A 26072-nucleotide genomic window follows, 5' to 3' on the forward strand; every position below is an offset into this window, starting at 1 on the left:
TCAACGTAGTTCATCAGGGACGGACAGCGCACGGACCGGCTCCCCCTGCCGGAACCGCCGCTCAGTACGCTCACAGGTCACCCCCTGCTCATCAGCCTGCAGGCGATAGCGGCCGCTATTCCACGGGCAGAAGGCGGTCGTCGAGGTCCAGGGACCCGTGACGGCGGACGGACGCCAGGTCCGCCGGCGAGGGACGGCGGGAGGTCACGTAGGGTCAGGGCATGTTCTTGACCGGGAAGGTCTGGGGCGCCACCGCTACGGAGCAGGAAGCACGGTATCCCTGTGATCCTCTGGTGGCGGGGCCTGCCGAGGGGTGGGTCCGGGCGGTGGACGTGGCGGCGCCGCCCGGCCTCGTCTTCCGTTGGCTGCGGCAGTTGACCCTCGCGCCGTACAGCTACGACTGGATCGATGTCCGCGGGCGGAAGAGCCCGCGCACGCTGGTCCAGGGACTGCCGGAACTGGCCCTGGGACAGCCCTTCCTCGTGTTCGAGATCGCGAGCTTCGAGACCGGGACGCACATCACCGGTGTGCTGCCGGCCCAACTCGCCGCACGACACGGCCAGATGGCGGTGAGCTACACCCTGACTCCGCTCGGAGCGGGCTGCCGTCTGGTGGTGAAGGTCGCTGCCGAGGCCGGGGGGCCGCTCCCCCGCAGGCTGCGCCGCGCGCTTCTGGCCTGGGGCGATCTCATCATGATGCGCAAGCAGCTACTGACCCTCAAGAGACTGGCCGAACGGGATGCCGGTCTCTGAAGGCCGGGTGGTGCCGCCAGGTGGCGTCGCTTCGATCGGTAGCTGACCGTTCGCGTTGTGCTCGAAGAGTTCCTGGATACGGCGGAGCAGGGCCTGCCGTACCGCCTCCGGCGACAGGACGTGCAGGGGTGTGGCCAGGCCGAGAAGGTATCCCGCGAGGCCTTCTGCGTCGGGGCCGCCGATGTCGACGATCGTGGCATCGGGGCCTTCGGGACGGTGGGAACCCACTGACGACGGGATCAGCCGCAGAGCTCGGTCCATGGGCATCGGGAGGCGGATCGTCGCATGGAGCGGGTAGGGACCGGTCGCGACGGAGCGGGAGACGAGCAGCGCCGGGTCGGGTGGGTCGACGAGTTCCACCAGCTGCCCGGTTGGCTGTAGTCGGTCGACCCTGTCGGCCCGGAAGGTCCGCCACCGGGCTTGTGTGACGTCCCGGGCGACGAAGTACCACCGGCGTTCGGTGTGGACGAGGCGGTACGGGTCGACGTCCCGGACCGTGGCTCTCCCTTCCCAGTCGCGGTACGAGAGTCGGGTGCGCTCGCCCCGGCGGCAAGCGGCCGCCAGTTCCAGCAGCATGCCGGCCGAGATCTGCGGCTCGTCACATCTGGGCGTGTGGACGAAGGTGGCGTCCATCTCACCCATCCGTTCCGCGATCCGCCGCGGCAGCACCTGACGCAGTTTCAGCAGGGCTGACAGGGCAGCCTGGTCGCCGCCGAGAGCGCCGCTGAGCGCGGCCTCGCGCATCCCGACGGCCACGGCAAGCGCCTCTTCGTCATCGAGGATCAGCGGGGGAACCCGCGCTCCGGCCCGGAGGCGATAGCCGCCCCACGGGCCGGGGTCGGACTCGACGGCGTAGCCCAGTTCCCTGAGCTTGGCGATGTCCCGCCGCACCGTGCGTTCGGTGACTGCCATCCGGTCGGCCAGTTCGCCGCAGGTCCACGACGGCCGGGCGGCCAACAAGGCGACCAGTCGCAGCAGGCGGGCGGATGCGCTGATCACATTCTGGAGTGTTCCACACGACCAGGACCGAAGCTGTCCTGGTCCCGCCATAGCGTCTGCTTCATGAGTACGGCACACACCTCCGCGCCCTCGTTCCGCTATGCGGCCGTCACCTTCGACTGCCCGGACCCCGCCGAACTGGCCCGCTTCTACGGCGAGGCCCTTGGCCTGCCCCTCGTCTTCTCCACTGACGACTTCGTCCTCCTCGGCCAAGACGGCGGGGCCGGGCTGGGGTTCAACCGGCTTTCCGACTACCGCCGTCCCACCTGGCCGGACCCCTCCCAGGAAAAGCAGGCCCACATCGACCTGGGCGTTGATGACTTGGGTACCGCCCGGGACCGGATGCTCGCCCTGGGGGCCGTCGAGCCCGCGTTTCAGCCGGACCCCGACCGGTGGCTCGTCCTGCTGGACCCCGCAGGACACCCGTTCTGCCTCTCCACTTTGGTCTGAGCCCCACGACCTGCAGGCACATGACGATGACCATGACCGCGCACCGCGGCTTGGCGGTGAACCGCCGCTCGGTCGAGGGCCGGCGGTGCATCAGCCGTCAGCCCGGGGTGGCCGTCGGGGTCGGGCCGGGTGGAGGGTCTTCGCCTTCGTAGGCCGCCAGGGCTGCTTGGCGGCTCTCCAGGATCTCGGCGAGGTCGTTGGGGAGCACGCGGTCCTGTGCCAGTTTCATACGGGCCCTGGCCTCCACGAGAGCCCATGCCTGCCGGGCGCGTTTGTTGGCCAGGCGCCTGTTGTCGCTGCGGAGGAAGCCGGCGCCCGCCGCGCACCCCGCCGCGGCCAGGGCCACCAACGCAGCAGGCACGCGGGCGTCCGCTGACGCCAGGCCCGCGGCTCCGGAGACACCGGCCAGGAGAGCCGCGGGAAAGCCCAGAGCGATATCGGCCTTGACCCAGAACTCGGCCCTGCGGTGCGCCAGGTCCTTTTGCCGCGTCGCTTCGTCACACAGCCGTTCGACCTCGGCTCGCGGCCGGCTCAAGGGCTCGTTGCGGGGCAGCGGCACGGGGTCGGGAGAGGTAGTGGCCATACCTGGATTCCAACACGGGGGAAATGTAAGGGACTTCTACGGGCGTGCACAGACTTGAGGGGCGTCCGTGGTGGGCCCCTGACAGATCGACAGTGGCAGGGGCCGGCAGTGCCGGGGGTGCGGGGCGGGGGCGCGGGGCGATGTGGAAGCGGGTCTGCTGTTGCTTCCGGCGGAGGAGCTCCCCGCCGGAAGCGTGGCCGTGCGGTCTCGTCAGAGGACTCCGTTTCGCGCGGGTGGCTACTGTGGGGAGTCCGTCGGGGTGTCGGCCGGCGGGCGGGCGGCGTCTTGCGGGTTGCCCGGAACCTGATGAAAGGTGCGGACATGACGAGCGTGCACGGTGGCCCCCTGGACATCCCCACTCCGGACGGCCTCGCCGATGCCTTTCTCGCCCACCCGGACGACGGCGCGCCCCACCCCGGTGTCCTGCTGTACATGGACGCCTTCGGACTGCGGCCGTCGCTGGAGGAGATGGCCAGGCGCTTGGCCGGACACGGCTACACGGTGCTGGTGCCCAATGTCTTCTACCGCGCCGGACGCGCCCCGGTGGTGGAGCTGCCGGACTTCATCGATCCCTCCCAGCGGCCGGAGATCTTCGAGCAGCTTTTCCCGGTGCTGCAGACCCTCACTCCGGACCTGGCGGTGCGGGACGCCGGAGCCTACCTCGACTGGCTGACCGCCTCCCCGCAGGTCACCGACGGCCCGATGGGCACCACCGGTTACTGCATGGGCGGGGTCCTCGCCATCCGCACCGCCGCGGCCCATCCCGACCGCATCGGCGCCGCGGCCGCCTTCCACGCCGGCCGCCTGGGGACCGACGCCGAGGACAGTCCGCACCGGCTCGCCGACCGCATCACGGCGGAGCTGTACTTCGGCCACGCCGACCACGATCATTCGATGCCGGCCGACCAGATCAAGAGCCTGGAGCAGACCCTGGACACCGCGGGTGTGCGCTACCGCAGCGAGCTGTACGAAGGTGCCGACCACGGCTATACGCAGGCCGACACCGCCGCGTACAACGCCGAGGCGGACGCACGTCACTGGCGCAGCATGCTGGAGCTCTTCGGGCGCTGTCTCTGACACCACGGGCGGGCCGACGGCGGGACAGCCACCGGCCCGCCGGTTTGCCGGTCTACCGGCCTGCCGGCAGCCGGTCCGGCAGCCTCTGACTTGTGGTCCGGTCCGTGTGCAGAACCTTCGCTCGGGAGGGTCCCGGTCAGCCCACCGGGACGGCGGCCGGATTTGCGCCGGGGTCGGGGTGCCGGTTGTTTCCGGTGGGCATGACCAGCATCTTCGTCACCGTGCCGTCGTCCGCAACGACATCGCGGACGTGGGTGAACCCCAGCTTTTTGCCCAGCGCCAGACTGGCGGCGTTTTCGGCGCCCACCATTCCGTAGACCTCGTTGAGCCGCAGGGTGTCGGCGGCGTAGCGCAGCAGACCGCGTACCAACTCATTGCCCACCCCCCTGCCCCGGCTCTCCTTGACCAGAGCGGCGATCATCTCGTAGCCGTCGACGTTGCCGGTTTTCTTGATCTCCGCATGGCCCACATAGACGCCCTGGGACCACACAGCCCATACATCGAACATGTTCTTGGCATAGATCTCGTTGAGAATCGCTTGGAATATGGCCCGGATCTGGTCTTCGGGTACGCGGTCTTGGCCCATCCAGCGGCAGACCTCCTCGTCACCGAGCAGCGCCACGAAGACCTCCTCGTCCTCGGGCCGGTAGGGCGCAAGAATCAGTCGGTCGGTGCGCAGGATCGGGGTCATTTCAGGGTCCCTTCTCATGGGAAAGCACAAGTGATCCGGGTGAAGTGAGGTGAGATGAGGTGAGATGAAAGGCAATGCCGGCGTGGAACATGGGGGCCGACTTCCCGGAATGCGCCGGTCGTGCGGCGGGCGCGGCGCGGGCCGTGTCCGGGCATGTGTGAAAGTGCGTGATCTCGTGCGAACTCTGCGCCGTGCGGCGGAAGTTACCCCGTCATGCCGTCGACCGCCGTGGCCCGATGGCGGAACGGAGTGGTGCCCGACGCTCCGGCCAGGCGAAACAGGCCCATGTCACGGACCGGCCACTGAGAAAATCCCCCGCGATCCGCAGTTCCCTCACCCCGTAAAAAGTCTTGAACTCCGCTCTCAGGCATCCGGCCTGTGCGGCGCATGCCACTGGTATAGCGTAATAACGCCCTATCGTCACTACCTGGCGCCAAATCCGATATGACAGGTAATTAAGGCGTACCCTGCCATTTACCGTGGACAACGGGATGTCTGCCGCAGGACTGCGACCAGGGGAAAGGGGAAGCAGCGCCGGGAAATCGTTTTCGCCGGCGGTGAGCAGCGAGGGTTCTTCGGCGGCCGGGCGGCGCGCAAGGTCGCGGGGCGGCCCGGCGACCCGGACGGCGGCGCGGCGGACGGCGGCGCGGCGCGGCAGGCGCGGCGGCTCGAAGGCCGCGAAAGGTGCGGCCGCAAGGGGAAAGCGGTGAACGGGCCGTGCGGGCCGCGTCGGCCGGTGGCTCGTGGTCGCGGCCCGCACGGAGGGTGATGCGGAAACGGGCAGGGCGCGCGGCGGTCAGCCGGGGCCCTGCGGGACGGATCGGTCAGGAGGCGGCGCGGTCCATGCGCTCGCGCAGGCTGCGGGGGCGCATGTCGGTCCAGACCTCGTCGACGTAGGCGGAGCACTCGTCCTGGGTGCCCTCCTTGCCCACGGCGTGCCAGCCCTCGGGGACCTCCAGATCGGCCAGCCACAGCGAGTACTGGTCCTCGTCGTTGCGCAGCACCTGGTAGCGGGCGTTCTCGTCCATGTCACGCTCTCCCATCATCGGTTGAGTTGAGTTGAGTTGAGCCGGGTTGGGTTGGGTTGGGTTGGGTTGGATCGGGCGGGGGTCGTGGGGCTTGCTGATCGGCAGGTCTCGTCGGGCGGTCGTCGTGTCGGGCGGATTCGTCGGCAGTTGATTCGGCAGTTGATCTCGTTCAGGGTGCCGTCAACGTCCGGTGTACGGGGGGCCTTTCGGCAATCCGCCGTACACGGTGCGGTGGGGGCATGGACAGCCCGGTCCGTCGGCGCCTCATGCGCTGTCCCGGGCGTGCTGGGCGATCCGGCGGAGGGCTTCGGCGAAGTCCTCCGCCACCGCCCGTACGGTGGTCTCCTCGTGCACGTCGGGGCGGTAGTGCCAGGTGAAGGCGAGCCGGCCGTCCTGCACGGCGCCGACGGCTTCCAGCAGGTGGGAGCCGCCGTCGCGGGGGTCGTGGTCCTGGCCGAAGGAACCGTGTTCGGTGCGGACGAGTGACCCGGAGGAGCCGCCGGGCCGCGCGTCCCACTGGCCCAGGTAGTTGAACACGATCTGCCCGCGGCCGGTGCGGTCCAGCCGTTCGCGCACCTCGGCGGGGCCGTGGGTGCGCAGGGCGCCGAAGCCGAGACCGTTGCCGGGGACGGCTCGCAGTTGGCGGCGGACCGATTTGACCAGGGCCCGCCAGTCCCGGGAGGAGCCGAACTCGGCGGGGTCGGAGACCTGGAGGCCGACCGGGTAGACGGTGGTGAACCAGCCGACCGTGCGGGAGAGGTCGACCCCGTCGAGGACGTCCTCACGGCCGTGCCCTTCGAGGTCGACGCAGATCCGCTCCTGGCCGGTCCAGCGGGCCAGGGCCAGGGCCAGGGCGGCCAGCAGGACGTCGTTGATGCGCGTGCGGTAGGCCGTGGGGGCGGCGCGCAGCAGCGCCGTGGTGTCCGCCTCGTCGAGGGTCACGGAGACCGTGCGGGACGCGCCCGACGGGGTGTCGGTGTCGTGGTCGACGGGCAGCGGGGCAGAGGTCACCGCCTCTTCCCAGTACGGGAGTTCGTGGTCCAGACCGCCTTCGGCAACGTGGGCGGCCAGACCCGTGGCCCAGTCCCGGAAGGCGGTGGTGCGCTCGTCGAGCGTGATGGGCCGCCCCGCCGTGGCCTGGTGGTAGGCGGTCTCCAGGTCGTCCAGCAGGATGCGCCAGGACACCGCGTCGACGACCAGGTGGTGGGCCACCAGGAGCAGGAAGGCGGGACGGTCCGGGTCACCGGTGAACAGCGCCGCCCGGAGGAGGGGGCCCCGGCCGATGTCGAAGCCGGTGTGCAGGTCGTCGGCCGCCTTCTCCATGGCGGTGTCGGCCTCGTCGGGCGCCAGACCGGTCAGGTCGTGCCGGGTGAGGAGGCCGTGCGGCTCGGAGGGCGGCGGGTTGTGCTGGTGCCATCGGCCGCCCTCCTCGGTGAACCGCATACGCAGCGCGTCGTGGTGCTCCAGCAGGGCGGTCAGCGCCGCGTGGAGGGCGGCCGGGTCGGGAGTGCCGTCGAGTTCGAGCAGCGCGGACTGGTTGAAGTGGTGGTGGTTGGCGCGGGGGGTGGTGAGGAACCACTGCTGGATGGGGGTGAGGGGCAGGTCGCCGGTCACCGGACCGCTGTCGGTCCGGTCCGGGCCGGTGGTGACGACGGTGGCCAGGGCGGCCACCGTCTGGTGGGTGAACAGGTCCTTGGTGGCCAGGTGCAGGCCGGCCCGGCGCAGCCGCGACACCACCTGCATGCTCAGGATCGAGTCGCCGCCGAGGTCGAAGAAGTTGTCCTCGGCGCCTACGGTGTCGAGGCCGAGCACATCGGCCCAGATCTGTGCGATCCGGCGTTCGGTGTCGGTGCGCGGCGCGATGTGCGGGCCGGTGGTGACGGAGGCCGGGTCGGGATCGGGCAGGGCGCGCCGGTCGGTCTTGCCGTTCGGGGTGAGCGGCAACCGGGCCAGGGGGACGAACACCGACGGGACCATGTGCGGGGGCAGGAGGCGGGCCAGGTGCTCGCGCAGCTCCGGGACGGGCAGCGGCTCCGGGAGGAGCGGCGGCTCCGGGGTGCGGGCGGACGCGACGTCGGACGAGGAGCCGGGCGAGGCGTCGGACCGGTCATCGGGCCGGAGGCCGGACGGGACCACGTAGGCGACCAACCGGGCCGGCCCGGTGGGGTGCCGGCCGGCCGCGGCGCGTACGGCGACCACCGCATCCCGTACATGGGGGCTGCGGCGCAGTGCGCTCTCGATCTCGCCGGGCTCGATGCGGATGCCGCGCACCTTGACCTGGTCGTCGGCGCGTCCGGCGTAGCGCAGGTCGCCGTCGGCGCCCCAGCGCGCCAGGTCGCCGGTGCGGTACATCCGGTCCCCCGGGGCGCCGAACGGGTCGGCGACGAACCGGGCCGCGGTCAGGCCCGGGCGTGCCAGGTATCCGCGGGCGAGTCCGGGCCCGGCGACGTACAGCTCACCGGTCACCCCGACCGGTACCGGGCGCAGGGCGGCGTCCAGGACGTACGCCCTGCTGGTGCCGAGGGGGCGGCCGATGGGCGGGGTGCCCGTTTCCGGGGTCAGCGGGCCGCTCCAGGTGGACACCACCGTCGCCTCGGTCGGGCCATAGGAGTTGATCATGCGGCGGCCTGGCGCCCAGCGCGCCACCAGGTCGGCGGGGCAGGCCTCGGCGCCGACGATCAGGGTGCGCAGGCCGGGCAGCGCGCCGGCGGTCTCGGGCGGCACGGTGACCAGGGCGGCGGGCGGGATCAGGGCGTGGGTGATCCGCCGTTCGGCGAGCACCTGGGCCAGCCGGTCGCCGAGCAGCGGCCCCTCCTCCCCCGCGACCAGCGTGGCGCCGGCGAGCAGGGAGAGGCACAGCTCCAGGACGGAGGCATCGAAGCTGGGTGAGGCGAACTGGAGGACCCGGTCGCCCTGGCGCACTTCGTACCGCTCGGCGGCGGCCGACGCGAAGCCGGCGAGTCCGGTGTGCGGGACCACTACGGCCTTGGGGGTGCCGGTCGAGCCGGAGGTGTAGATGACGTAGGCGGGGTGCGCCTCCGTCAGCGGCGCGCGGCGGTCGGCGTCGGTGGGCGCGGAGTCGGGGCCTTCGCTTCGCCAGATGGCGGCCGGGTCGTCGAGGACCACGGCGGCCGCCGCGTCGCGCACCATGAACGCGCGCCGCTCGGCCGGGTACGCCGGGTCCACGGGCAGGAAGGCGCCGCCGGCCTTGGCCACGGCCAGTTGGGCCACCACGGTCTCCGCCGAGCGGGGCAGCGCCAGCGCCACCACGTCCTCGGGACCGACCCCGCGGGCGATCAGCTGGTGTGCCAGCCGGTTCGCCGCCCGCTCCAGCTCCGCGTACGTCAGCTCGCGCGCGCCGTCGGCCAGCGCCACCGCGTCGGGCGTCCGGGCCGCCTGCCGCTGGAACAGCTCGGGCAGGGTGGCCGGGGGCACGGGGCGGGCGGTGCCGCGTCCGTGGGCCAGCAGGCGGCACAGGGCGTCGTCCGGGGCCAGGGGCAGGGCGCCGAGGGGGCGGTGCGGGTTCTCGGCGATGCCGGTCAGCAGTGTGGTGAGCTGGTCGGCCATCCGCTCGGCGGTGGCGGCGTCGAACAGGTCGGTGTTGTAGGTGAGCAGCCCGTGCAGGGCGCCGGAGTCGGTTTCGGCGAACTCCAGGGTGATGTCGAAGCCGGCGTGGTGGGTGTCCGGCTCGATGTCGCTCACGTCGAGGCCGGGCAGGTCCAGTGCCGCGCCGGGCGCGTTCTGGAGCACGACCATGGCCTGGAAGAGCGGGGTGCGGCTGGTGTCGCGGACGGGCTGGACCTCGTCCACCACCTGCTCGAACGGCACGTCCTGGTGCGCGAAGGCGTCCAGTACCGTCTCCCGCACCTGCGCCAGGAAGGCGGGGAAGGGCTCGTCGGGGTCGACGGTCGAGCGCAGCACCAGCGTGTTGACGAAGAAGCCGATCAGGCGCTGGGTCTCGGCGCGGTCGCGGCCGGCGGTGACGGTTCCCACGGCGATGTCGTCCTGTCCGGACAGCCGCGCGAAGAGGGTCTGCGCGGCGGCGATCAGCGTGGTGAACAGGGTGGTCTGCCGGGCCCGGCCGAACTCCGCCAGCCTGCGGGCCGTTTCGGGTGCGAGGACGAGCGGGGCCGTCGCGCCGTTCCTGGTCTGTACGGCCGGGCGGGGCCGGTCGGTGGGCAGGTTCAGGGGTTCGGCCCCGGCGAGGCGTTCGCGCCAGTAGCGCAGTTGCTCCTCGGCGGCCGCGCCGTGTGCGGTGCGCTGCCAGTGGGCGACATCGGCGTACTGGACGGGCAGTGGCGGCAGTTCGGCCGTGGTGGCGCCGAGCGCGGCCCGGTAAAGGTGGGCCAGGTCGCCGGTGAGGACCGCGGTGGACCAGCCGTCGGTGATGATGTGGTGCAGGGTCAGCGTCAGGACGTGGTCGTCGTCCGCCAGCCGGACCAGCTGGGCCCGCAGCAGGGGCCCCTGGCGCAGGTCGAAGGGGCGGGTGCGGTCCTCGGCCAGCAGCCTTTCCAGCTCCGCCGTGCGGTCGGCCGCGGGCAGTGCCGACAGGTCGTGCAGCGGGAGTGGCACGTCCTGGGGCGGGTGGATGACCTGGATGCCCTGGCCGTCCTCGGAGTCGAAGGTGGTGCGCAGCGATTCGTGCCGGGCCGCCAGCGCGGTCAGGGCGGCGCCGAGCGCCGCGGTGTCCAGCCGGCCGCGCAGGCGCAGCGCCAGCGGGGTGATGTACTCGGTGCTGCCGGGCGCGAACGCGTCGAGGAACCACAGGCGTTGCTGGGCGAAGGACAGCGGCGGCGCGGTGTCCCGTGGGACCGGGAGGATGGCTCCGTGGCCCGCGGGGGCGCTCTCCTCCTGCTCCAGCAGCGCGGCGAGCGCGGCCGGGGTCGGGTGGGTGAACACCGCGCGCGGGGTCACCTCGGCCCGGAACGCCTCCGCCAGCCGGGAGGCCAGCCGGATGCTCAGGATCGAGTCGCCGCCGAGCGCGAAGAAGTCGTCCTCGACACCGACGTCCGGCACGCCGAGCACTTCGGCCCAGACCTCGGCCGTGCGGCGTTCGGCCTCGGTGCGCGGGGCGACCGGCTCAAGGCGGTCCGGGCCGGCGGCGGGTGCGGGCAGGGCCGCGCGGTCCACCTTGCCGTTGACGCTGAGCGGCAGCGCCGCCAGCGGGACGAAGGCGGTGGGGATCAGGTAGTCGGGGAGCGTCCGGCGGGCGTGGGCGCGCAGCGCCTCGGCGTCGAGGCGGTCGTGGCCGTTGTGGCCGTTGTGGCCGTTGTCGCCGTCGTGCCCGTTGTCGCCGCTGTGGCCCACCACGTAGGCGACCAGCCGTTTGGTTCCGGGCCGGTCCTCGCGGGCCACCACCGCCACGTCGGCGACGCCGGGGTGGGTGGCCAGCACGCCTTCGACCTCACCGGGTTCGACGCGGAAGCCCCGGATCTTGACCTGGTCGTCGGCGCGGCCGAGGAATTCCACCGTGCCGTCGAGCCGCCGGCGGGCCAGGTCCCCGGTGCGGTACATCCGGCCGCCGGGCGGGCCGGAGGGGTCCGCGACGAACCGGGCCGCGGTCGCGCCGGGGCGGCCGAGGTAGCCGCGGGCCACGCCCTCGCCCGCCAGGAAGAGTTCGCCCGCGGTGCCCGGTGGTACGGGCCGCATCCGGGCGTCGAGGACATGGGCGCGCATGTCGTCCAGCGGGTGGCCGATGGGCACGGTACCGGGGACCGCGGCGGCGTCGGTCATGGCGAAGGAGGTCGCGAAGGTGGTGGTCTCGGTCGGTCCGTAGCCGTCGACCACGGTCAGGCCGGGGCAGGCGGCCAGTACCCGGCGCACGGCGGCGGCCGGGACCACGTCGCCGCCGGTCCACACCTGGCGCAGCCCGTCGAAGCAGTCGGGCGCGTCCTGGGCCAGCAGCCGGAAGAGCCCGGCGGTCAGCCACAGGGCCGTCACCTCTCCCCCGGCGGCCAGCCGCCGCAGCAGGGCCGCGTCCACGGCGCCCGGCGGGGCCACCACGACGCGTCCGCCGTTCAGCAGCGGCGCCCAGACCTCGAAGGTGGCGGCGTCGAAGGCCACCGGTGAGTGCAGCAGGACCCGTGCGCAGCCGGGGCCGGTGAAGCGGCTGTCGGTGGCGAGCGCCGCCACGTCGCGGTGGCGCACCCCCACGGGCTTGGGGGTGCCGGTCGACCCGGAGGTGAACATGACGTACGCCAGCTGGTCCGGGTCGGCGGGCGGCACAGCGGGCGCGGCGGCCGGTTCGGCGGTGCGGGCGGCGGCCACGTCCTCGGCGGTCAGCCGTGCCGTCGCGCCCGCCTGGCCGAGCAGCATCCGCCGGCGCTCCTCGGGGGCGCGGGCGTCCACGGGAACATAGGCCCCGCCCGCCTTGAGCACCGCCAGCTGGGCCACCACGAGGGCGGCCGAGCGGTCCATCAGCAGCGCCACCCGGCCCTCGGGGGCCAGGCCGTCCGCCAGGAGCCGGGCGGCCACCCGGTCCGCCCAGTCGTCGAGTTGACGGTAGGTCACCTGCGCGCCGTCCACTTCCGCGAGTGCGACCTCGTCCGGGGTGCGGCGCGCCTGCTCGGCGAAGAGGTCCACCGGCGCATTGCCCGCGGCGGCCGGGCGTGCGGGGGTGTTCCACCGGTGCAGCAGCGTGCGGTCGGCGGCGGTGAGCAGGCCGAGGTCGTCCAGGCGGCGGGCGGTGCCGTCGGCGAGCGCGGTCAGCAGGGTCTCCAGGTGGGCCGCGGCCCGCTCCACCGTCGTACGGTCGAACAGCGCCCCGTCATAGGCGAGGTCGAAGCCGAGGCGGTCGGCGAGGTAGGCGCGCAGGCACAGCGGGAAGTTGGTGGCGTCCTCGGCGCGTACGTCCCGGATGCGGATGCCCGCGCCGGCGGCGGCCTCCTCGTCGAACGGGTAGTTCTCGAAGACCGTCATGCTGTCGAACAGCGCCTCGCCCGACGGGAGTTCGCTGAGGGTCTGGATGCGGGCGAGGGAGACGAAGTCGAAGCGCCGCGATTCGCTCTGCCGCTCCTGGAGGTCGCGCAGCCAGGGCAGGACGCCCTGGTCGCCGTCGGTCCGGACGCGGGTCGGCACGGTGTTGATGAACATCCCGACCATGGACTCCACGCCCGGCAGTTCGGCCGGGCGGCCCGACACCGTGGTGCCGAACACCACGTCCTGGCGGCCGCTGTAGCGCGCCAGCAGCAGCGCCCAGGCGCCCTGCACCACCGTGTTGACGGTCAGGCCGTTGTGCCCGGCCGTCTCGCGCAGCCGGTCGGAGACCTCGGGGGTGAGCTCCATGTGCACCAGCGCGTTCGACCGGGCGCGGTGCGCCTCGACGGGCGGCCGGTCGTAGGGCAGCGGGGTGCGGGCGGTGAACCCGGCGAGGGTGCCGGACCAGTGCCGCTCGGCCTCCTCCTCGTCCTGCTGGGCCAGCCAGTGCAGGAAGTCGCGGAACGGGCGGCGGGCCGGCGGGCGGACGGTGCGTTGCTCGACCGTCGCCGCGTACTGCGCACACACGTCGGCGAAGAGCGCTCCGGTGCTCCAGCCGTCGAGCATCAGGTGGTGCGAGGACCACACCAGCAGGATCTCGTCGCCGGGCAGTGCGGCCACCGCGAGGCGGCTCAGCGGTGCGGTGGTCACGTCCATCCCGGCCGCGCGGTCCTCGGCGAGCAGCCGGTCGAGGGCACGGTCGCGCTCGGCGGGGGTCAGGGTCCGCCAGTCGTGGTGGGTGACGGGCAGGACGGCGCGGTGGTGCACGACCTGCACCGGTTCGGGCAGGCCCTGCCAGCGGACGCTGCTGCGCAGCGCCGGGGTGTGGTCGGCGACCTGCTGCCAGGCCGCGGCGAACGCCTGCGGGTCGGCGACCCCGGCGATCCGGACGGCCATCTGGTCGAAGTAGGCGCCCGCCGAGTCGACCAGCCCGTGGAAGAGCATGCCGGCCTGCAGCGGGGTGAGCGGATGGATGTCCGCCACGTCCCGTCCGTCGCCCGCGACCAGGTCCACCTGGCGCTGGTCGAGCCGGGCGAGCGGGAAGTCGGACGGGGTGCGGCCGCCGGTGTCCGGCCGGGCGCAGTGCGCGACGATCTCGGTCAGGGCCGCGACGGTGTCCTCGGCGAGGCGGCGCACGGTGGCCTCGTCGTACACCGCGGGCGGGTAGGTCCAGCCGAGTTCGAGCCGGCCGTCCTGGACCACGCCGGTCACGTCGAGCAGGTAGCTGCGGGTCTCGTCGGGGTCGGTGTCCTGGCCGGCCGGCGGCAGGGCGGCGCGGTACAGCCCGTCGTCGTCGGGGCGGCCGGCGGCGGCGATGTCCCACTGGCCGTGGTAGTTGAAGCCGATGAGCGGCCGTGGGGCGTCGGGCAGCGGGCTCTGCGGCAGGAGGTGGCGCAGCGCGCCGTAGCTCAGGCCGCGCAGCGGTACGGCGCGCAGCTGCTCCTTGACGGAGCGGACGGTGTCGCGCCAGTCCGCGTCCGGGGCGACGGACAGCGCGAGCGGGAACTCGGCGGTGAACCAGCCGACGGTACGGGAGAGGTCCAGTTCGCCGAAGAGGTCCTCTCGGCCGTGCCCCTCGACGCCGATCAGGACGGTGTCCTGGCCGCTCCAGCGGGTCAGGGTGCGGCCGAGGGCGCTGAGCAGGACGTCGTTGACCTGGGTGCGGTAGGCGTCGGGGACCTGGCGCAGCAGGGCGTCGGTCTCGGCGCGGCCCAGGCTGACGGTGAGGGTGGCGGCGGTGCCGTGGGTGTTGGGTCCCGGGCGGCCGGCGGGGAGGCCGGCCGGGGCCCGGCAGGTCCGGGTCCAGTACGCCAGGTCGCCGTCGAGGGCGCCGGAACGGGTGTGCCGCTCCAGGCGGGCCGCCCAGTGTCCGTAGCCGCTGCTCGCCGGGGCGAGGGCGGGCGCCCGTCCGGCGGCGGCGTCGCGGTAGGCGGCCTCCAGGTCGCCGAGCAGGATGCGCCAGGAGACCCCGTCGACCACCAAGTGGTGGACGGTGAGGACGAGTTGGGCGGGGCGGTCGGATCCGCGGTCGAAGTACAGGACCTGGACGACCCGGCCCTCGGTGACGTCGAGGGAGGACTGGGCGGCGACGGTCGCCCGCTGGACGGCCTCCTCCTGCCCGGAGGCGTCGAGGCCGGTGAGGTCGTGGCGCGCGAAGACGTCCCCGGGGGCGGCCGGCAGGACCTCCTGGTGCCAGGTGCCGTCGGTGTGGCGGAAGCAGGTGCGCAGCGCCTCATGGTGGGCCACCAGGGCGGCGGCCGCGCGCCGCAGCGCCGCCTCGTCGCTGCGTGGGGCCAGCTCCAGCCGGTTGGTCATGGTGAAGCGCAGCGCGTCCCCGGGCCGTCGGTCGTCGAGGTACCAGTGCTGGATGGGGGTGAGCGGGGCGGGCCCGGCCGGCGCTCCGGTGGCGTCGGCGGGCGGCGGGCTCACCGCGGCGGTGCGCAGGGCGAGTTCGGCGATCGTCTGGTGGCGGAAGACGTCCTTGGAGGTGAGTCCGAGCCCGGCCCGGCGGGCCCGGGAGACGATCTGGATGCTGAGGATCGAGTCGCCGCCCAGGGCGAAGAAGTTGTCCTCGACACCGACCCGGGGGACGCCCAGCACCTCCGCCCAGATGCCGGCGAGGCAGGTCTCGGTGTCGGTGCGCGGGGCCGTGTACGGGGTCGTGGTGCCGGGCTGGGCAGGGGGCGCGGGCAGGGCGCGCCGGTCGGTCTTGCCGCTGCTGGTCCTGGGGATCCGGTCCAGGGGGACGAACACCGCGGGGACCATGTAGTCCGGCAGGGTGCTCCGCAGCCGGACCCGCAGCTCCTCGGCCGCGGGCGGCTGCGCCCCGGCGGGCACCACATAGGCCACCAGCCGCGTCCGGCCCGCGTGTTCGGCGGCCACCACCACGGCGTCGGCCACCGCGGGGTCGTCGAGCAGGGCGGCCTCGATCTCGCCGGGTTCGATGCGGAAGCCCCGCACCTTGACCTGGTCGTCGGTGCGCCCCAGAAACTCCAGCAGTCCCCGCCGGTCCCAGCGGGCCCGGTCACCGGTGCGGTACATGCGGGTGCCGGGCGAGCCGAACGGGTCGGCGAGGAAGCGGCCGGCGGTGAGCCCGGGGCGGCCCAGGTAGCCACGGGTGACCTGGGCGCCTGCCAGGTACAGCTCCCCCGGCACCCCGACCGGGACCGGCCGCAGGGCGCCGTCGAGCACATAGGCGCGCAGGTTACGGCCCGGACGGCCGATCAGGGGACGTTCGGCGTCGCCGTCGAAGGCGCCGTACACGGCGTCGACGGTGCACTCGGTGGGACCGTAGACGTTGTACGCGGTGACGCCCCCGGCCTCCCGCAGCTCCCGCCACAGCGGGGTGCCGATGGCCTCGCCGCCGGCCATGACGATCCGGGGGCGGTGGTGATCGCCGGTGAGCAGCCCGGCGGCCAGCAGCTCGTGCAGGAAGGACGGTGTCACATCGACGCAGTCCAGGCGGCTCGTGGCGACCTGGCGGACGAAGGCGGCCGGGTCCAGGCGCACGTCCTCGTCGAGGAGGTGGACCTCCTGGCCCAGCGCCAGCAGCAGCGGGCCTTCCCATGAGGTGTCGAAGGAGAAGGCGGCGCTCAGCGCGAAGCGCAGCGGCCGGCCGTCGGTGGTGTGCGGGGTGACGAGCCCGGCCAGGTGGTCGTGGCAGAGGTTGACCAGCTGGCGGTGTTCGACGGAGACGCCCTTGGGCCGGCCGGTGGAGCCGGAGGTGTAGTTGAGGTAGGCGGTGTGGGCGCCGTACAGGGGCGAGGTGCGGTCGGCGTCGGTGGGGTTGTGGCCGGGCTGCTGTTCCAGCGGGATGTCGCGCAGCGCGTCGGCCGTCAGGACGGTCTGGGGTGCGGCGTCGGAGAGCAGGAACGCGCGGCGCTCGGCGGGGAGTCCGGGGTCCAGGGACAGCTGGGTGCCGCCCGCCTTGAGGACGGCGAGGAGCGCCACCAGCATGTCCGAGGTGCGCGGCAGCTGCACGGCGACCACCCGCTCCGGGCCGACGCCGAGCGCGATGAGGTGGTGGGCCAGCCGGTTGGCGCGTTCGTTGAGAGCCGCGAAGTCCAGGGTGGCGTCGCGGGCCACCAGGGCGGTGGCGTGCGGGGTGCGGGCCGCCTGCGCCTCGAAGAGGTCCACGAACGTCCGGTCAGGGACGGGCAGGGTCTCGCCCTGCCACTCCTCCTGCACCTGGCGCCGCTCGGCGCCGGACAGCAGCGGCAGGTCGCCGACCGGGCGGGCGGGGTCTTCCGCGACCGCTGCCAGCAGCAGGCGCAGCCGGGCGACCGCCCGCTCGACGGTGTCCGCGTCGAACAGGTCGGTGTTGTACTCGACGTAGCCGGTGAGGCCGCCGTCGCGCTCCACGAAGTCGAAGCCGAGGTCGAAGGAGGCGTGCCGGCCGGGCGGCTGGACGGTCTCGACGTCGAGGCCCGGCAGGCGCGGTGCCTCACCGCCCAGGTTGTGCAGGGCCACCATCACCTGGAAGAGGGGGGTGCGGCTGGTGTCGCGTTCGGGCTGGAGCACATCGACAAGCTGCTCGAAGGGCACGTCCTGGTGGGCGAAGGCGTCCAGGACGGTGGCGCGCACCTCGGACAGCAGCGCGGTGAACGGCAGGTCGCCGGGCACCCGGCTGCGCAGTACCAGGGTGTTCACGAACATCCCGACCAAATGCTCCAGTTCGGGGCGTTCCCGTCCGGAGGCCACGGTGCCGACCGCGATGTCCTCCTGGCCGGCCCAGCGCGCGAGCAGCACCTTGCAGGCCGCGAGCAGGGTCATGTAGAGGGTGGCGTCGGCGCGGCGGCCGGTCTCCCGCAGCCGGTCGGTCAGCGCCGCGGGCAGGGAGAACTCCAGCAGGGCGCCGTTCTCGGTACGGACGGCGGGACGGGGCCGGTCGGTGGGCAGCTCCAGCGGCGCCACATCGGACAACTTCCGCTGCCAGTAGGCGAGTTGTGCGTCACCGGCGCCGGCGGCACGGGTCCGCTGCCAGGCCGCGTAGTCGGCGTACTGGAGCGGCAGTTCGGGCAGGTCGGGGTCGCGGTTCTGCAGGGCGGCGGCGTACAGCTCGCCCAGGTCCCGGCCGAGCACGGCGGTGGACCAGCCGTCGGTGACGATGTGGTGCATGGCCAGGGTCAGGACGTGCTCACCGTCGGTGAGCCGGACCAGCCGGGTCCGCAGCAGCGGTCCGTCGGCCAGGTCGAACGGGAGGGCGCCCTCGCGGGCCAGCAGCGCGTCGAGTGCGCCGTCGCGGGCGTGGGCCGGGACGGCCGACAAGTCGTCCAGCGGCAGGTCGACCGGGTGGGGGGCGTGGACCTGCTGGCAGGCGTGGCCGTCCTGTTCGGCGAAGGTGGTGCGCAGCGGTTCGTGCCGGGCCACCAGGGCGTCCAGGGCGGTGCGCAGGGCCGCTTCGTCAAGGGTGCCGCGCAGGCGCAGCACGAAGAAGGTGACGTAGGCGGTGCTGTCCGGCTCGAAGGTGTCCAGGAACCACAGGCGTTGCTGGGGGAACGACAGGGACAGTGCGGCGGTGCGGTCGGCCGCGGGGATCGGGGCGTCCGGAGCCCGGTGGGCGGCGGCCGGGTCCGGCAGGGCGGCGGCCAGGGCGGCGACGGTGGGGTGGGTGAACAGCAGCCGGGGCGAGACCTCGGCACCGAGGGCGGCGCGCAAGCGGGAGGTGACGCGGATGGCGAGGATCGAGTCGCCGCCCAGGGCGAAGAAGCTGTCCTCCGCGCCCACCTCTCCGGCGTCCAGGACCTCGGCCCACACCCGGGCGACCAGGCGCTCCGCCTCGGTGCGCGGTGCGGTGCGGTCCTCGCCGGCGGCGAAGCCGTCCGGGCCGGGGGCGGGCAGGGCCCGGTGGTCGAGCTTGCCGTTGACGGTCAGCGGCAGCGCGTCCAGGGGGACATAGGCGGCGGGCACCATGTGCGCGGGCAGCGTCTCGGCGAGGTGGGCGCGCAGGGCGGCGGCGGACGGCGGGGCGTCCTGGCCGGTGCCCACGACATGGGCCACCAGCCGCCGTACGCCGGGGGTGTCCTCGCGGACCCCGACCACGGCCTCGGCGACGTCCGGGTGGGCGGTCAGGGCGGCCTCGATCTCGCCGGGTTCGATCCGGAATCCGCGGATCTTGACCTGCTGGTCGGCCCGGCCGAGGTATTCCAGGGTGCCGTCGGGCCGCCAGCGGGCCCGGTCGCCGGTGCGGTACATCCGGGTGCCGGGCGGGCCGAACGGGTCCGCCACGAAGCGCGCCGCGGTCAGGCCCGGCCGGTTCAGATAGCCGCGGGCCAGGCCCTCGCCGGCCACGTACATCTCGCCGACGGCGCCGGGCGGCACCGGCGCGAGGCGGCCGTCGAGCACCCGGACGCGCAGGTCGGGGATGCCGCGGCCGATGGTGCTGCCGGTGGCCGCGGAGACCGTGGCGCGGTCGAGCGGCGCGTACGAGACGTGCACGGTGGTCTCGGTGATGCCGTACATGTTGACCAGGACGGGCGCGGTGTCCGGGTGCCGTGCGTACCAGTCGGTGAGCCGTCCCGGGTCCAGCGCCTCACCGCCGAAGATCACCCGCCGCAGCGCCAGCCGCGCCCCGGTCTCCGGGTGTTCGGCGTCGGCGCGCATCAGGGGGTAGAACGCCGAGGGCGTCTGGTTGAGCACCGTGACCCGCTCGTCGGCCAGCAGGCGCAGGAACTCCTCGGGGGATCGGGTCACCTCGTGCGGGACGACGACGAGCCGGCCGCCGTGCAGCAGCGCGCCCCAGATCTCCCAGACGGAGAAGTCGAAGGCGTAGGAGTGGAACAGCGTCCATACGTCGTGCTCGTCGAAGGCGAACCAGTCCCGGGTGCGGGAGAACAGCCGCACCACGTTGGCGTGCGGCACGACGACGCCCTTGGGCAGGCCGGTGGAGCCCGAGGTGTAGATGACGTAGGCGGGGTGCTCGGGCAGCGGGCGGCGGGCGGGTACCGGGCCGGTGGCAGGGCGGCGTGCGAGGTCGGCGCGGACCTCGGGGTCGTCCAGGAGCAGCCGGGGGCAGGCGGCGTCGCCGAGCCGTCCGGCGACGGCGGTGGTGGTCACCAGCAGGGCCGGGGCGGCGTCGGTGAGCAGGTGGGTGATGCGGCCCTCGGGCAGCTCCGGGTCGACGGGCAGGTAGGCGGCGCCGGTCTTGAGCACCGCGACGATCGCCACGATCATCTCCGGGGAGCGGGGCAGGGCGAGCGCCACGAAGCGCTCGGGGCCCGCTCCCGTCCCGGCCAGCCGGTGGGCCAGCCGGCCTGCCCGCGCGTCGAGTTCGGCGTAGGACAGGGTGGTTCCCGCGCAGGTGACGGCGGTGGCGTCGGGGGTGCGGGCTGCCCGGTCCTCGAACAGGTCGATCAGGGTCTGACCGGGCCGCCCGTGTTCCGTGCCGTTCCAGTCCACCAGCATCCGCCGGCGCTCCCCGGAGGTGGTCCACGCCAGCTCGCGCAGCGGCCGGTCCGCTCCCGCGGCGATCTCGGCGAGCAGCAGGCACAGCCGGTCGGCGAGCGCGCGGGCGGTGGCGGGGTCGAAGAGGTCCGGGTCGTGGGCGAGGTCGAAGCCGAGGCGGTCGCTGTGGTGGGCGCGCAGGACCAGCGGGAAGTTGGTCGCGTCCCGCGAGGCGACGTCGAGGATGCGGACGCCGGCGCCGGACGTCCGGGCGTCGTCGAACGGGTAGTTCTCGAAGGCGACCATGCTGTCGAACAGCGCGGTGCCCGCCGGGACGTCGCTGAGCGAGGTCAGCTGGGCCAGCGAGACGGCCTCGAAGCGCCGGGATTCGGACTGGGCGTCCTGGAGGTCCCGCAGCCAGTCGGCAGTGGTGCGGGATTCGTCGATCCGTACCCGGGTGGGCAGGGTGTTGATGAACATCCCCACCATGGACTCGACGCCGTGGAGGGCGTCGGGGCGGCCGGAGACGGTGGTGCCGAACACCACGTCCTGCTCTCCGCTGTAGCGCGCCAGCAGCAGCGCCCAGGCGCCCTGGACGACCGTGTTGAGGGTGAGTCCGCTGCGGCGGGCGGTGTGCAGCAGCTCGCGGGAGAGCCCGACGGGCAGGCTCGCCGTGTGCACCGCGGCGGAGCGGGCCCGGTGCGCCTCGCGGGCCGGGCGGTCGCAGGGCAGCGGTGTGGGGGTGGCGAAGCCCGCGAGGACGGTGCGCCAGTGCTCCTCGGCCTCGCGGCCGTCCCGGCCGGACAGCCAGCGCACATAGTCGCCGAACGGGCGGCGGACGGGTGGCGTCGGCGCGTGGTCCGCGACGAGGGCGGCGTACTCCTCGCACACCTCCGTCAGGACTTGCGCCAGGCTCCAGCCGTCCAGGATCAGGTGGTGCGAGGTCCACAGCAGCCGCAGCCTGCCGCCGGGCAGCTGGATCAGGGTGAGCCGCATCAGCGGCGGGGTGCCGAGGTCCAGGCCCCGGGCCAGGTCCTCGGCCTGGATCCGGGCGAGTTCGGCGGCCTGTCGTGCGTCGTCCAGCTCGCGCAGGTCGACGTGGACGGTGGGCACGGTCACCCGCCGGTGCACGATCTGGAGCGGGACGGGCACGTCCTCCCAGACGACCGAGGTGCGCAGCACCGGTGTCCGGTCGACGACCCGCTGCCAGGCACGGGCGAAGGCGCGCGGGTCCGCGACGCCGTCCAGCAGCAGGCTTGCCTGGTCGAGGTAGACGTCGTCGGCCCCGCCCATCAGGCGGTGGAAGAGCATGCCTTCCTGGAGCGGGGTGAGCGGGAGGATGTCCTCGACGGCGCGCCCGTCCCCGGCCAGGCGGTCCACGCCGGCCTGGTCCAGCCGGGCGAGGGGGAAGTCGGAGGGGGTGCAGCCGCCCGCTTCCGGCCGTGCGCAGTGGGCGGCGATCGCGGCCAGCGCCCGGGCCGTGCCGTCCGCCAGCTCCCGGACCGTGCTCTCGTCGTGCACCTGGTCGCTGTAGTGCCAGGTCAGCTCCAGCACACCGTCGGCCACGACGGCCGAGACGTCCAGCAGGTGGTCGAGTGGTTCGTCGGCGGCCAGGTCGCGGCCGGGGACCTCGCCGGCGGGTGCGAAGTCCTGGCCGGGCGCGCTCTCCCACTGGCCGTGGTAGTTGAAGCAGACCTGCGGCACGGGCAGTTCGCGCAGCGCGCGGGCGGCCGGGTCCGGGGAGCCCAGACGGGCCAGCGCCTCATAGCCGAGACCGCGGCGGGGGACGGCCCGCAGCTGCTCCTTCACCGCCTTGAGGGTCGCGCCCCAGTCCGGCTCCCGCGACGGACCGTCCAGGGTGAGGGTGACCGGGTACTGGGTGGTGAACCAGCCGACGGTCCGGGAGAGGTCGGCGCTGTCAGCGGAGCCGGCTGCCGCGTCGTCGTCGGGAGCGGCGTGCGCGTCGAGGTCCTCCCGGCCGTGCCCTTCCAGGGCCACCGTCACCCGGTCCGTGGCCGCCCAGTCGGCGAGCACCCGGCCGAGCGCGCTCAGCAGGACGTCGTTGACCTGGGTGCGGTAGACCCCGGGCACCCGGCGCAGCAGGGCGTCGGTGGTGTCGCGGTCGAGGCGGGAGCGGACGGTGCGGACCGAGCCGGCGAGTGCGGTGCCGGGGCGGTCCACGGGCAGCGGGGTACGCGCCACCGCGGCCTCGGCCGTCCAGTACGCCAGGTCGCCGTCGAATCCGCCGTCCTGCACATGCCGGGTCAGCTGCGCCGCCCAGGTGGTGAACGGCGTGGTGGCGGGTTCCAGTGGGGCCGTCTCGCCGGCGGCGGTCCGGCGGTAGGCGCTCTCCAGGTCGGCGAGCAGGATGCGCCAGGAGACGCTGTCGACGGCCAGGTGGTGAGCCGTCAGGAACAGTTGCGGCCGGCTGCCCTGCTCCGCGTGGAGCAGGACGGCGCGCAGCAGGGTGCCGGTGGCGGGGTCGAGGTCAGCGCGGGCGGCGTCGGCCGCGGCGGTGCGCGCGGCGTCGCGGGCGGCGCCACGGGTCCCGGAGAGGTCGTGGCTGGTCAGAAGGCCGGGCGCGACGGCGTCGACGGGGTGCTGGCGCCAGCTGTCGCCGGTGCGGACGAACCGGGTGCGCAGCGCCGGGTGGTGGGCGGCCACGAGGTGCAGGGCCCGCTCCAGGGCGTCCGGGTCGAGGTCGTGCGGCAGGTCCAGCAGCATCGACATGCAGAAGTGCCGCTGCGGTCCGTGGGTGGCGAAGAACCACTCCTGGATGGGCGTGAGCGGGGCCGGTCCCTCGTGGTGCGGCTGCTTGGGTGCGGGTTGTGGGGCGGTGCGCAGGTCGACGGCGGCGGCCAGCTCGGCGACGGTCTGGTGCAGGAAGACGTCCCGGGAGGTCAGGCGCAGTCCGGCGGCGCGGGCCCGGGAGACGGCCTGGATGCTGAGGATCGAGTCGCCGCCGAGTTCGAAGAAGTTGTCGGTGACCCCGACCTGTGCGAGGCCGAGTACGGCGGACCAGATTCCGGCGAGTTCCCGCTCGGCCGGGGTGCGCGGGGCCACGAACTCCCGCTCGCGCGCGGCCGCGTCGAGGTCGGGGGCGGGCAGCGCGCGGCGGTCCAGCTTGCCGCTGGTGGTGAGCGGCAGGGCGTCCAGGACGACGAACGCGGCGGGCATCATGGGGGCCGGCAGGGTGCGTCCCAGGGCCGTCCGCAGCGCGGAGGCGGCCGGCGAACCGCTCCCCGCGGCGGGCACCAGGTAGGCGGCGAGCCGGGCGTGGCCGCGCGCGTCGGCGACGGCGACGACGGCCGCCTCGGCGACGGCGGGCAGGTCCAGCAGCGCCGCCTCGATCTCGCCGGGCTCGATGCGCTGGCCACGGATCTTGACCTGGTCGTCGGCGCGGCCGAGGTAGTCGAGCCGCCCGTCGGCGGTCCAGCGGGCCAGGTCGCCGGTGCGGTACAGGCGGCTGCCGGGCGGCCCGAACGGGTCCGCCACGAACCGCGCGGCGGTCAGGCCGGGGCGGTGCAGATAGCCGCGGGCGAGCTGGTCGCCGGCCAGGTACAGCTCGCCGCCGACGCCGGGCGGCACCGGCTGGAGACGGTCGTCGAGCACATGGGCGCGCACATTGGCCAGCGGCCGGCCCACCACCGGCCGGGCGGTGCCGTCGATCCGGCAGGCCAGGGCGTCGATCGTGCACTCGGTGGGACCGTAGAAGTTGTAGGCCGCGACATCGTCCAGCCCGGCGAGCTCCCGCCACAGCGCGGGGCCGACGGCCTCGCCGCCGAGCATCAGCAGCCGGGGGTGGTGGCGCGGGTCGGTGAGCAGCCCGGCGGGCAGAAGCTGGCGCAGGTAGGAGGGCGTCAGGTCGAGGAAGTCGATGCGGTGCTCGACGACGTACTCGACCAGGGCGGCCGGATCGAGCCGGGTCGTCTCGTCGACCAGGTGCAGCCGGTGGCCGTCGGCCATCAGCAGCACGCCCTCCAGGGAGGTGTCGAAGGAGAACGAGGCGGTCAGGGCCACCCGCAGGGGGCCGCCGCCCGCCGCGGCGACGAAGCCGTTGCGGTGGCCGGCCAGCAGGTTCATCAGCGCACGGTGTTCCACGGCCACGCCCTTGGGGCGGCCGGTGGACCCGGAGGTGTAGATGACGTAGGCCGTGTGGCCGGGGTGCAGGGGTGCGCGGCGGTCGGCGTCGGTGGGGTTGGCGTCCGTGGGGTCGGCGCCGGCCGGGTCGCCCGTACCGGGCGGTGCGGGTACGTCGGCCAGCCCCGCCTCGTCGAGCACCAGCATCGGCCGGGCGTCCGCCACCAGGAACCGCAGCCGCTCGTCGGGCAGTTCGGGGTCGACCGGCAGGTATCCGGCGCCGGTCTTGAGGACGGCGAGGATCGCCACGATCATGTCGGCGGTGCGCGGCAGCCGCAGCGCTATGAGCTGTTCGGGGCCGGCGCCCCGGTCGATGAGGTGGTGGGCGAGCCGGTTGGCGCGGGCGTTGAGGGTGGCGTAGTCCAGCGTGGTGTCCCCGGCCACCAGTGCCGTCGCGTGCGGGGTGCGGGCCGTCTGCGCCTCGAAGGCGGCGGGGTAGGTGGTGGGGTCGACGGCCAGTGCGGTGTCGTTCCACTCGGTGGTCAGCCGATGCCGTTCCCGGTCCGACAGCAGGGACAGTTCGCCCAGCGGGCGGTCCGGTTCGGCCGCGATACCGTCGAGCAGCAGGACCAGTTGTCCGGCCATCCGTTCTGCGGTGGCGGGGTCGAAGAGGTCGGTGCGGTACTCCAGCAGGCCGGTCAGCTCGTCTCCGTCGGGGACGAACTCGATGCTCAGGTCGAAGGTGGCCGCGTGGCGGGGCACCGTGACGGCCTCGGCCGTGAGGTCCCGCAGGCCGGGGGCCGCGGGCGGGGCGGGGTGGAGCAGGACCATGACGTCGAAGAGCGGGTTGCGGCCCGCCTCCCGTACCGCTCCGGCGGCCTCCACCACCCGTTCGAAGGGGGTGTCGCCGTGGGCGAAGGCGTCGAGGACGGCGGTGGCGGAGGCGTCCAGCAGCTCGCGGTAGGAGCGCGCGGTGTCGACGGGGGCGCGCAGCACGACCGTGTTGACGAAGAAGCCGACCGCGCGCTCCAATTCGGTGCGTCCGCGGCCGGGGGTCAGCGAGCCGACGGCGATGTCGTCCTGGCCCGACCAGCGGGCGAGCAGGGCCTGGCAGGCGGCGATCAGGGCCGCGAACAGGGTGGTGTGCTGCTGCGCCGCCACCTCCCGCAGCCGGGCCGCCGTGGCCGCCGGGACGCGGAACGCGTGGACCGCGCCGTCGCCCGCCTCCTCGCCGCTGCGGGGACGGTCGAGCGGCAGCGCCGGCGGCACGGCCCGGTCGAGCTGTTTGGTCCAGTAGGAGAGCTGTTCCTCCAGCAGGGCGCCGGACAGCCGTTCGCGCTGCCATACGGCGAAGTCCGGGTACTGCGTGGCCACCGGGGCGAGCGCGGGCGTCTCACCGTGGGCCGGCGCGTCGTACAGCGTGCACAGTTCGTCCAGCAGCACGCCCATGGACCAGCCGTCGGTGACGATGTGGTGCGCGGTGAGCAGCAGCACGTGCGCGTCGTCGGCCAGGCGGATCAGCAGGGCCCGCAGCAGCGGGCCGGTGCGCAGGTCGAACGGGCGGGAGTACTCCGCCAGCAGCACGTCGTCCAGCGCTCCGGGGCCCGGTGCGGTCCGGTCCCCCGGGCCGGCGGCGGGGCCGGCCTCCTCCCCCAGGTCGTACAGCGGCAGCGGCACGGGCGCGGCCGGGTGCACCTGCTGCACGGGGCGGCCGTCGATGTCGTCGAACGTGGTCCGCAGGGACTCGTGGCGCTCCACCACGGCGTCCAGCGCCCGGGACAGCGCGGCACGGTCCAGCGGGCCGGTCAGCCGCAGGGCGACCGCGCTGTTGTAACGGGAGTCGCCGGGCCGGAGCTGGTCCAGGAACCACAACTGCTGCTGGGCGAAGCCGAGCGGCAGGGGCTGCGACCGGTCCGCGCGCGGGATCTGCTGCCGGGCCCTGGCGGCGGCCGGCGGGGCCGCTCCCGCCAGGCGGCGGCGCAGCGCCTCCTGCAGCTCCTGGGGCAGGGCCGCGGCACGGTCCTTCTTCGAATGCGAAGACGTCATGTCGTCGT

Annotated in this window: 8 protein-coding genes; 3 read left to right on the plus strand and 5 right to left on the minus strand. The window is 73.9% G+C overall.

All coding sequences use genetic code 11. The annotated features are described in order from the left end of the window. The first annotated feature begins 221 nt into the window (after window positions 1-221). Window positions 222-752 carry an SRPBCC family protein gene (locus tag ABZ851_RS21330; RefSeq protein ID WP_361129842.1) on the plus strand — a complete coding sequence of 177 codons (531 nt, stop codon included), beginning with the start codon at window positions 222-224 and terminating at the stop codon, window positions 750-752. Here the strand turns inward: ABZ851_RS21330 and ABZ851_RS21335 are convergent. Then, the gene (locus ABZ851_RS21335) at window positions 708-1751 is read right to left on the minus strand and encodes a YafY family protein (protein ID WP_361129845.1); all 1044 of its coding nucleotides are present in this window, start codon (window positions 1749-1751) and stop codon (window positions 708-710) included. The two genes, ABZ851_RS21330 and ABZ851_RS21335, sit on opposite strands and share 45 nt — an antisense overlap. Before the next feature lie 63 nt (window positions 1752-1814). Between ABZ851_RS21335 and ABZ851_RS21340 the strand changes: the two genes are divergently transcribed. Beyond that, entirely contained in the window at window positions 1815-2201 is a 387-nt protein-coding gene (locus tag ABZ851_RS21340; RefSeq protein ID WP_361129848.1) for a VOC family protein, read from the plus strand. Window positions 2202-2298: 97 nt separating this feature from the next. Here the strand turns inward: ABZ851_RS21340 and ABZ851_RS21345 are convergent, their stop codons facing one another. After that, complete coding sequence (locus ABZ851_RS21345; protein ID WP_361129851.1) at window positions 2299-2784, minus strand: hypothetical protein; 486 nt, start codon at window positions 2782-2784, stop codon at window positions 2299-2301. Window positions 2785-3105: 321 nt separating this feature from the next. Here ABZ851_RS21345 and ABZ851_RS21350 point away from each other — a divergent pair, with 321 nt between their 5' ends. Beyond that, entirely contained in the window at window positions 3106-3861 is a 756-nt protein-coding gene (locus tag ABZ851_RS21350; protein ID WP_361129854.1) for a dienelactone hydrolase family protein, read from the plus strand. A 136-nt stretch (window positions 3862-3997) separates the two neighbouring features. Here the strand turns inward: ABZ851_RS21350 and ABZ851_RS21355 are convergent, their stop codons facing one another. The 3 genes from ABZ851_RS21355 to ABZ851_RS21365 all read right to left on the minus strand — a co-directional run bounded on the left by ABZ851_RS21355 (window position 3998) and on the right by ABZ851_RS21365 (window position 26064). Next, window positions 3998-4552, minus strand: coding sequence for a GNAT family N-acetyltransferase (locus ABZ851_RS21355; RefSeq protein ID WP_361129857.1), 555 nt, complete (start codon window positions 4550-4552; stop codon window positions 3998-4000). 824 nt (window positions 4553-5376) lie between these two features. After that, window positions 5377-5580 (minus strand): MbtH family NRPS accessory protein, encoded by a 204-nt coding sequence (locus ABZ851_RS21360; protein WP_336051915.1) that lies wholly within the window; start codon window positions 5578-5580, stop codon window positions 5377-5379. 264 nt (window positions 5581-5844) lie between these two features. Beyond that, window positions 5845-26064 carry a non-ribosomal peptide synthase/polyketide synthase gene (locus ABZ851_RS21365; RefSeq protein WP_361129861.1) on the minus strand — a complete coding sequence of 6740 codons (20220 nt, stop codon included), beginning with the start codon at window positions 26062-26064 and terminating at the stop codon, window positions 5845-5847. Between the last annotated feature and the right edge of the window lie 8 nt (window positions 26065-26072).

It is taken from the genome of Streptomyces sp. NPDC047049 (genome assembly GCF_040643995.1).
GTDB lineage: Bacteria > Actinomycetota > Actinomycetes > Streptomycetales > Streptomycetaceae > Streptomyces > Streptomyces mooreae.

Excerpts from the sequence above, each read along its gene's own strand:
- ABZ851_RS21330 (WP_361129842.1), top strand. The coding sequence starts at position 222 with ATGTTCTTGACCGGGAAGGTCTGGGGCGCCACCGCTACGGAGCAGGAA.
- ABZ851_RS21340 (WP_361129848.1), top strand. The coding sequence starts at position 1,815 with ATGAGTACGGCACACACCTCCGCGCCCTCGTTCCGCTATGCGGCCGTC.
- ABZ851_RS21345 (WP_361129851.1), bottom strand. The coding sequence starts at position 2,784 with ATGGCCACTACCTCTCCCGACCCCGTGCCGCTGCCCCGCAACGAGCCC.
- ABZ851_RS21350 (WP_361129854.1), top strand. The coding sequence starts at position 3,106 with ATGACGAGCGTGCACGGTGGCCCCCTGGACATCCCCACTCCGGACGGC.
- ABZ851_RS21355 (WP_361129857.1), bottom strand. The coding sequence starts at position 4,552 with ATGACCCCGATCCTGCGCACCGACCGACTGATTCTTGCGCCCTACCGG.
- ABZ851_RS21360 (WP_336051915.1), bottom strand. The coding sequence starts at position 5,580 with ATGGACGAGAACGCCCGCTACCAGGTGCTGCGCAACGACGAGGACCAG.
- ABZ851_RS21365 (WP_361129861.1), bottom strand. The coding sequence starts at position 26,064 with ATGACGTCTTCGCATTCGAAGAAGGACCGTGCCGCGGCCCTGCCCCAG.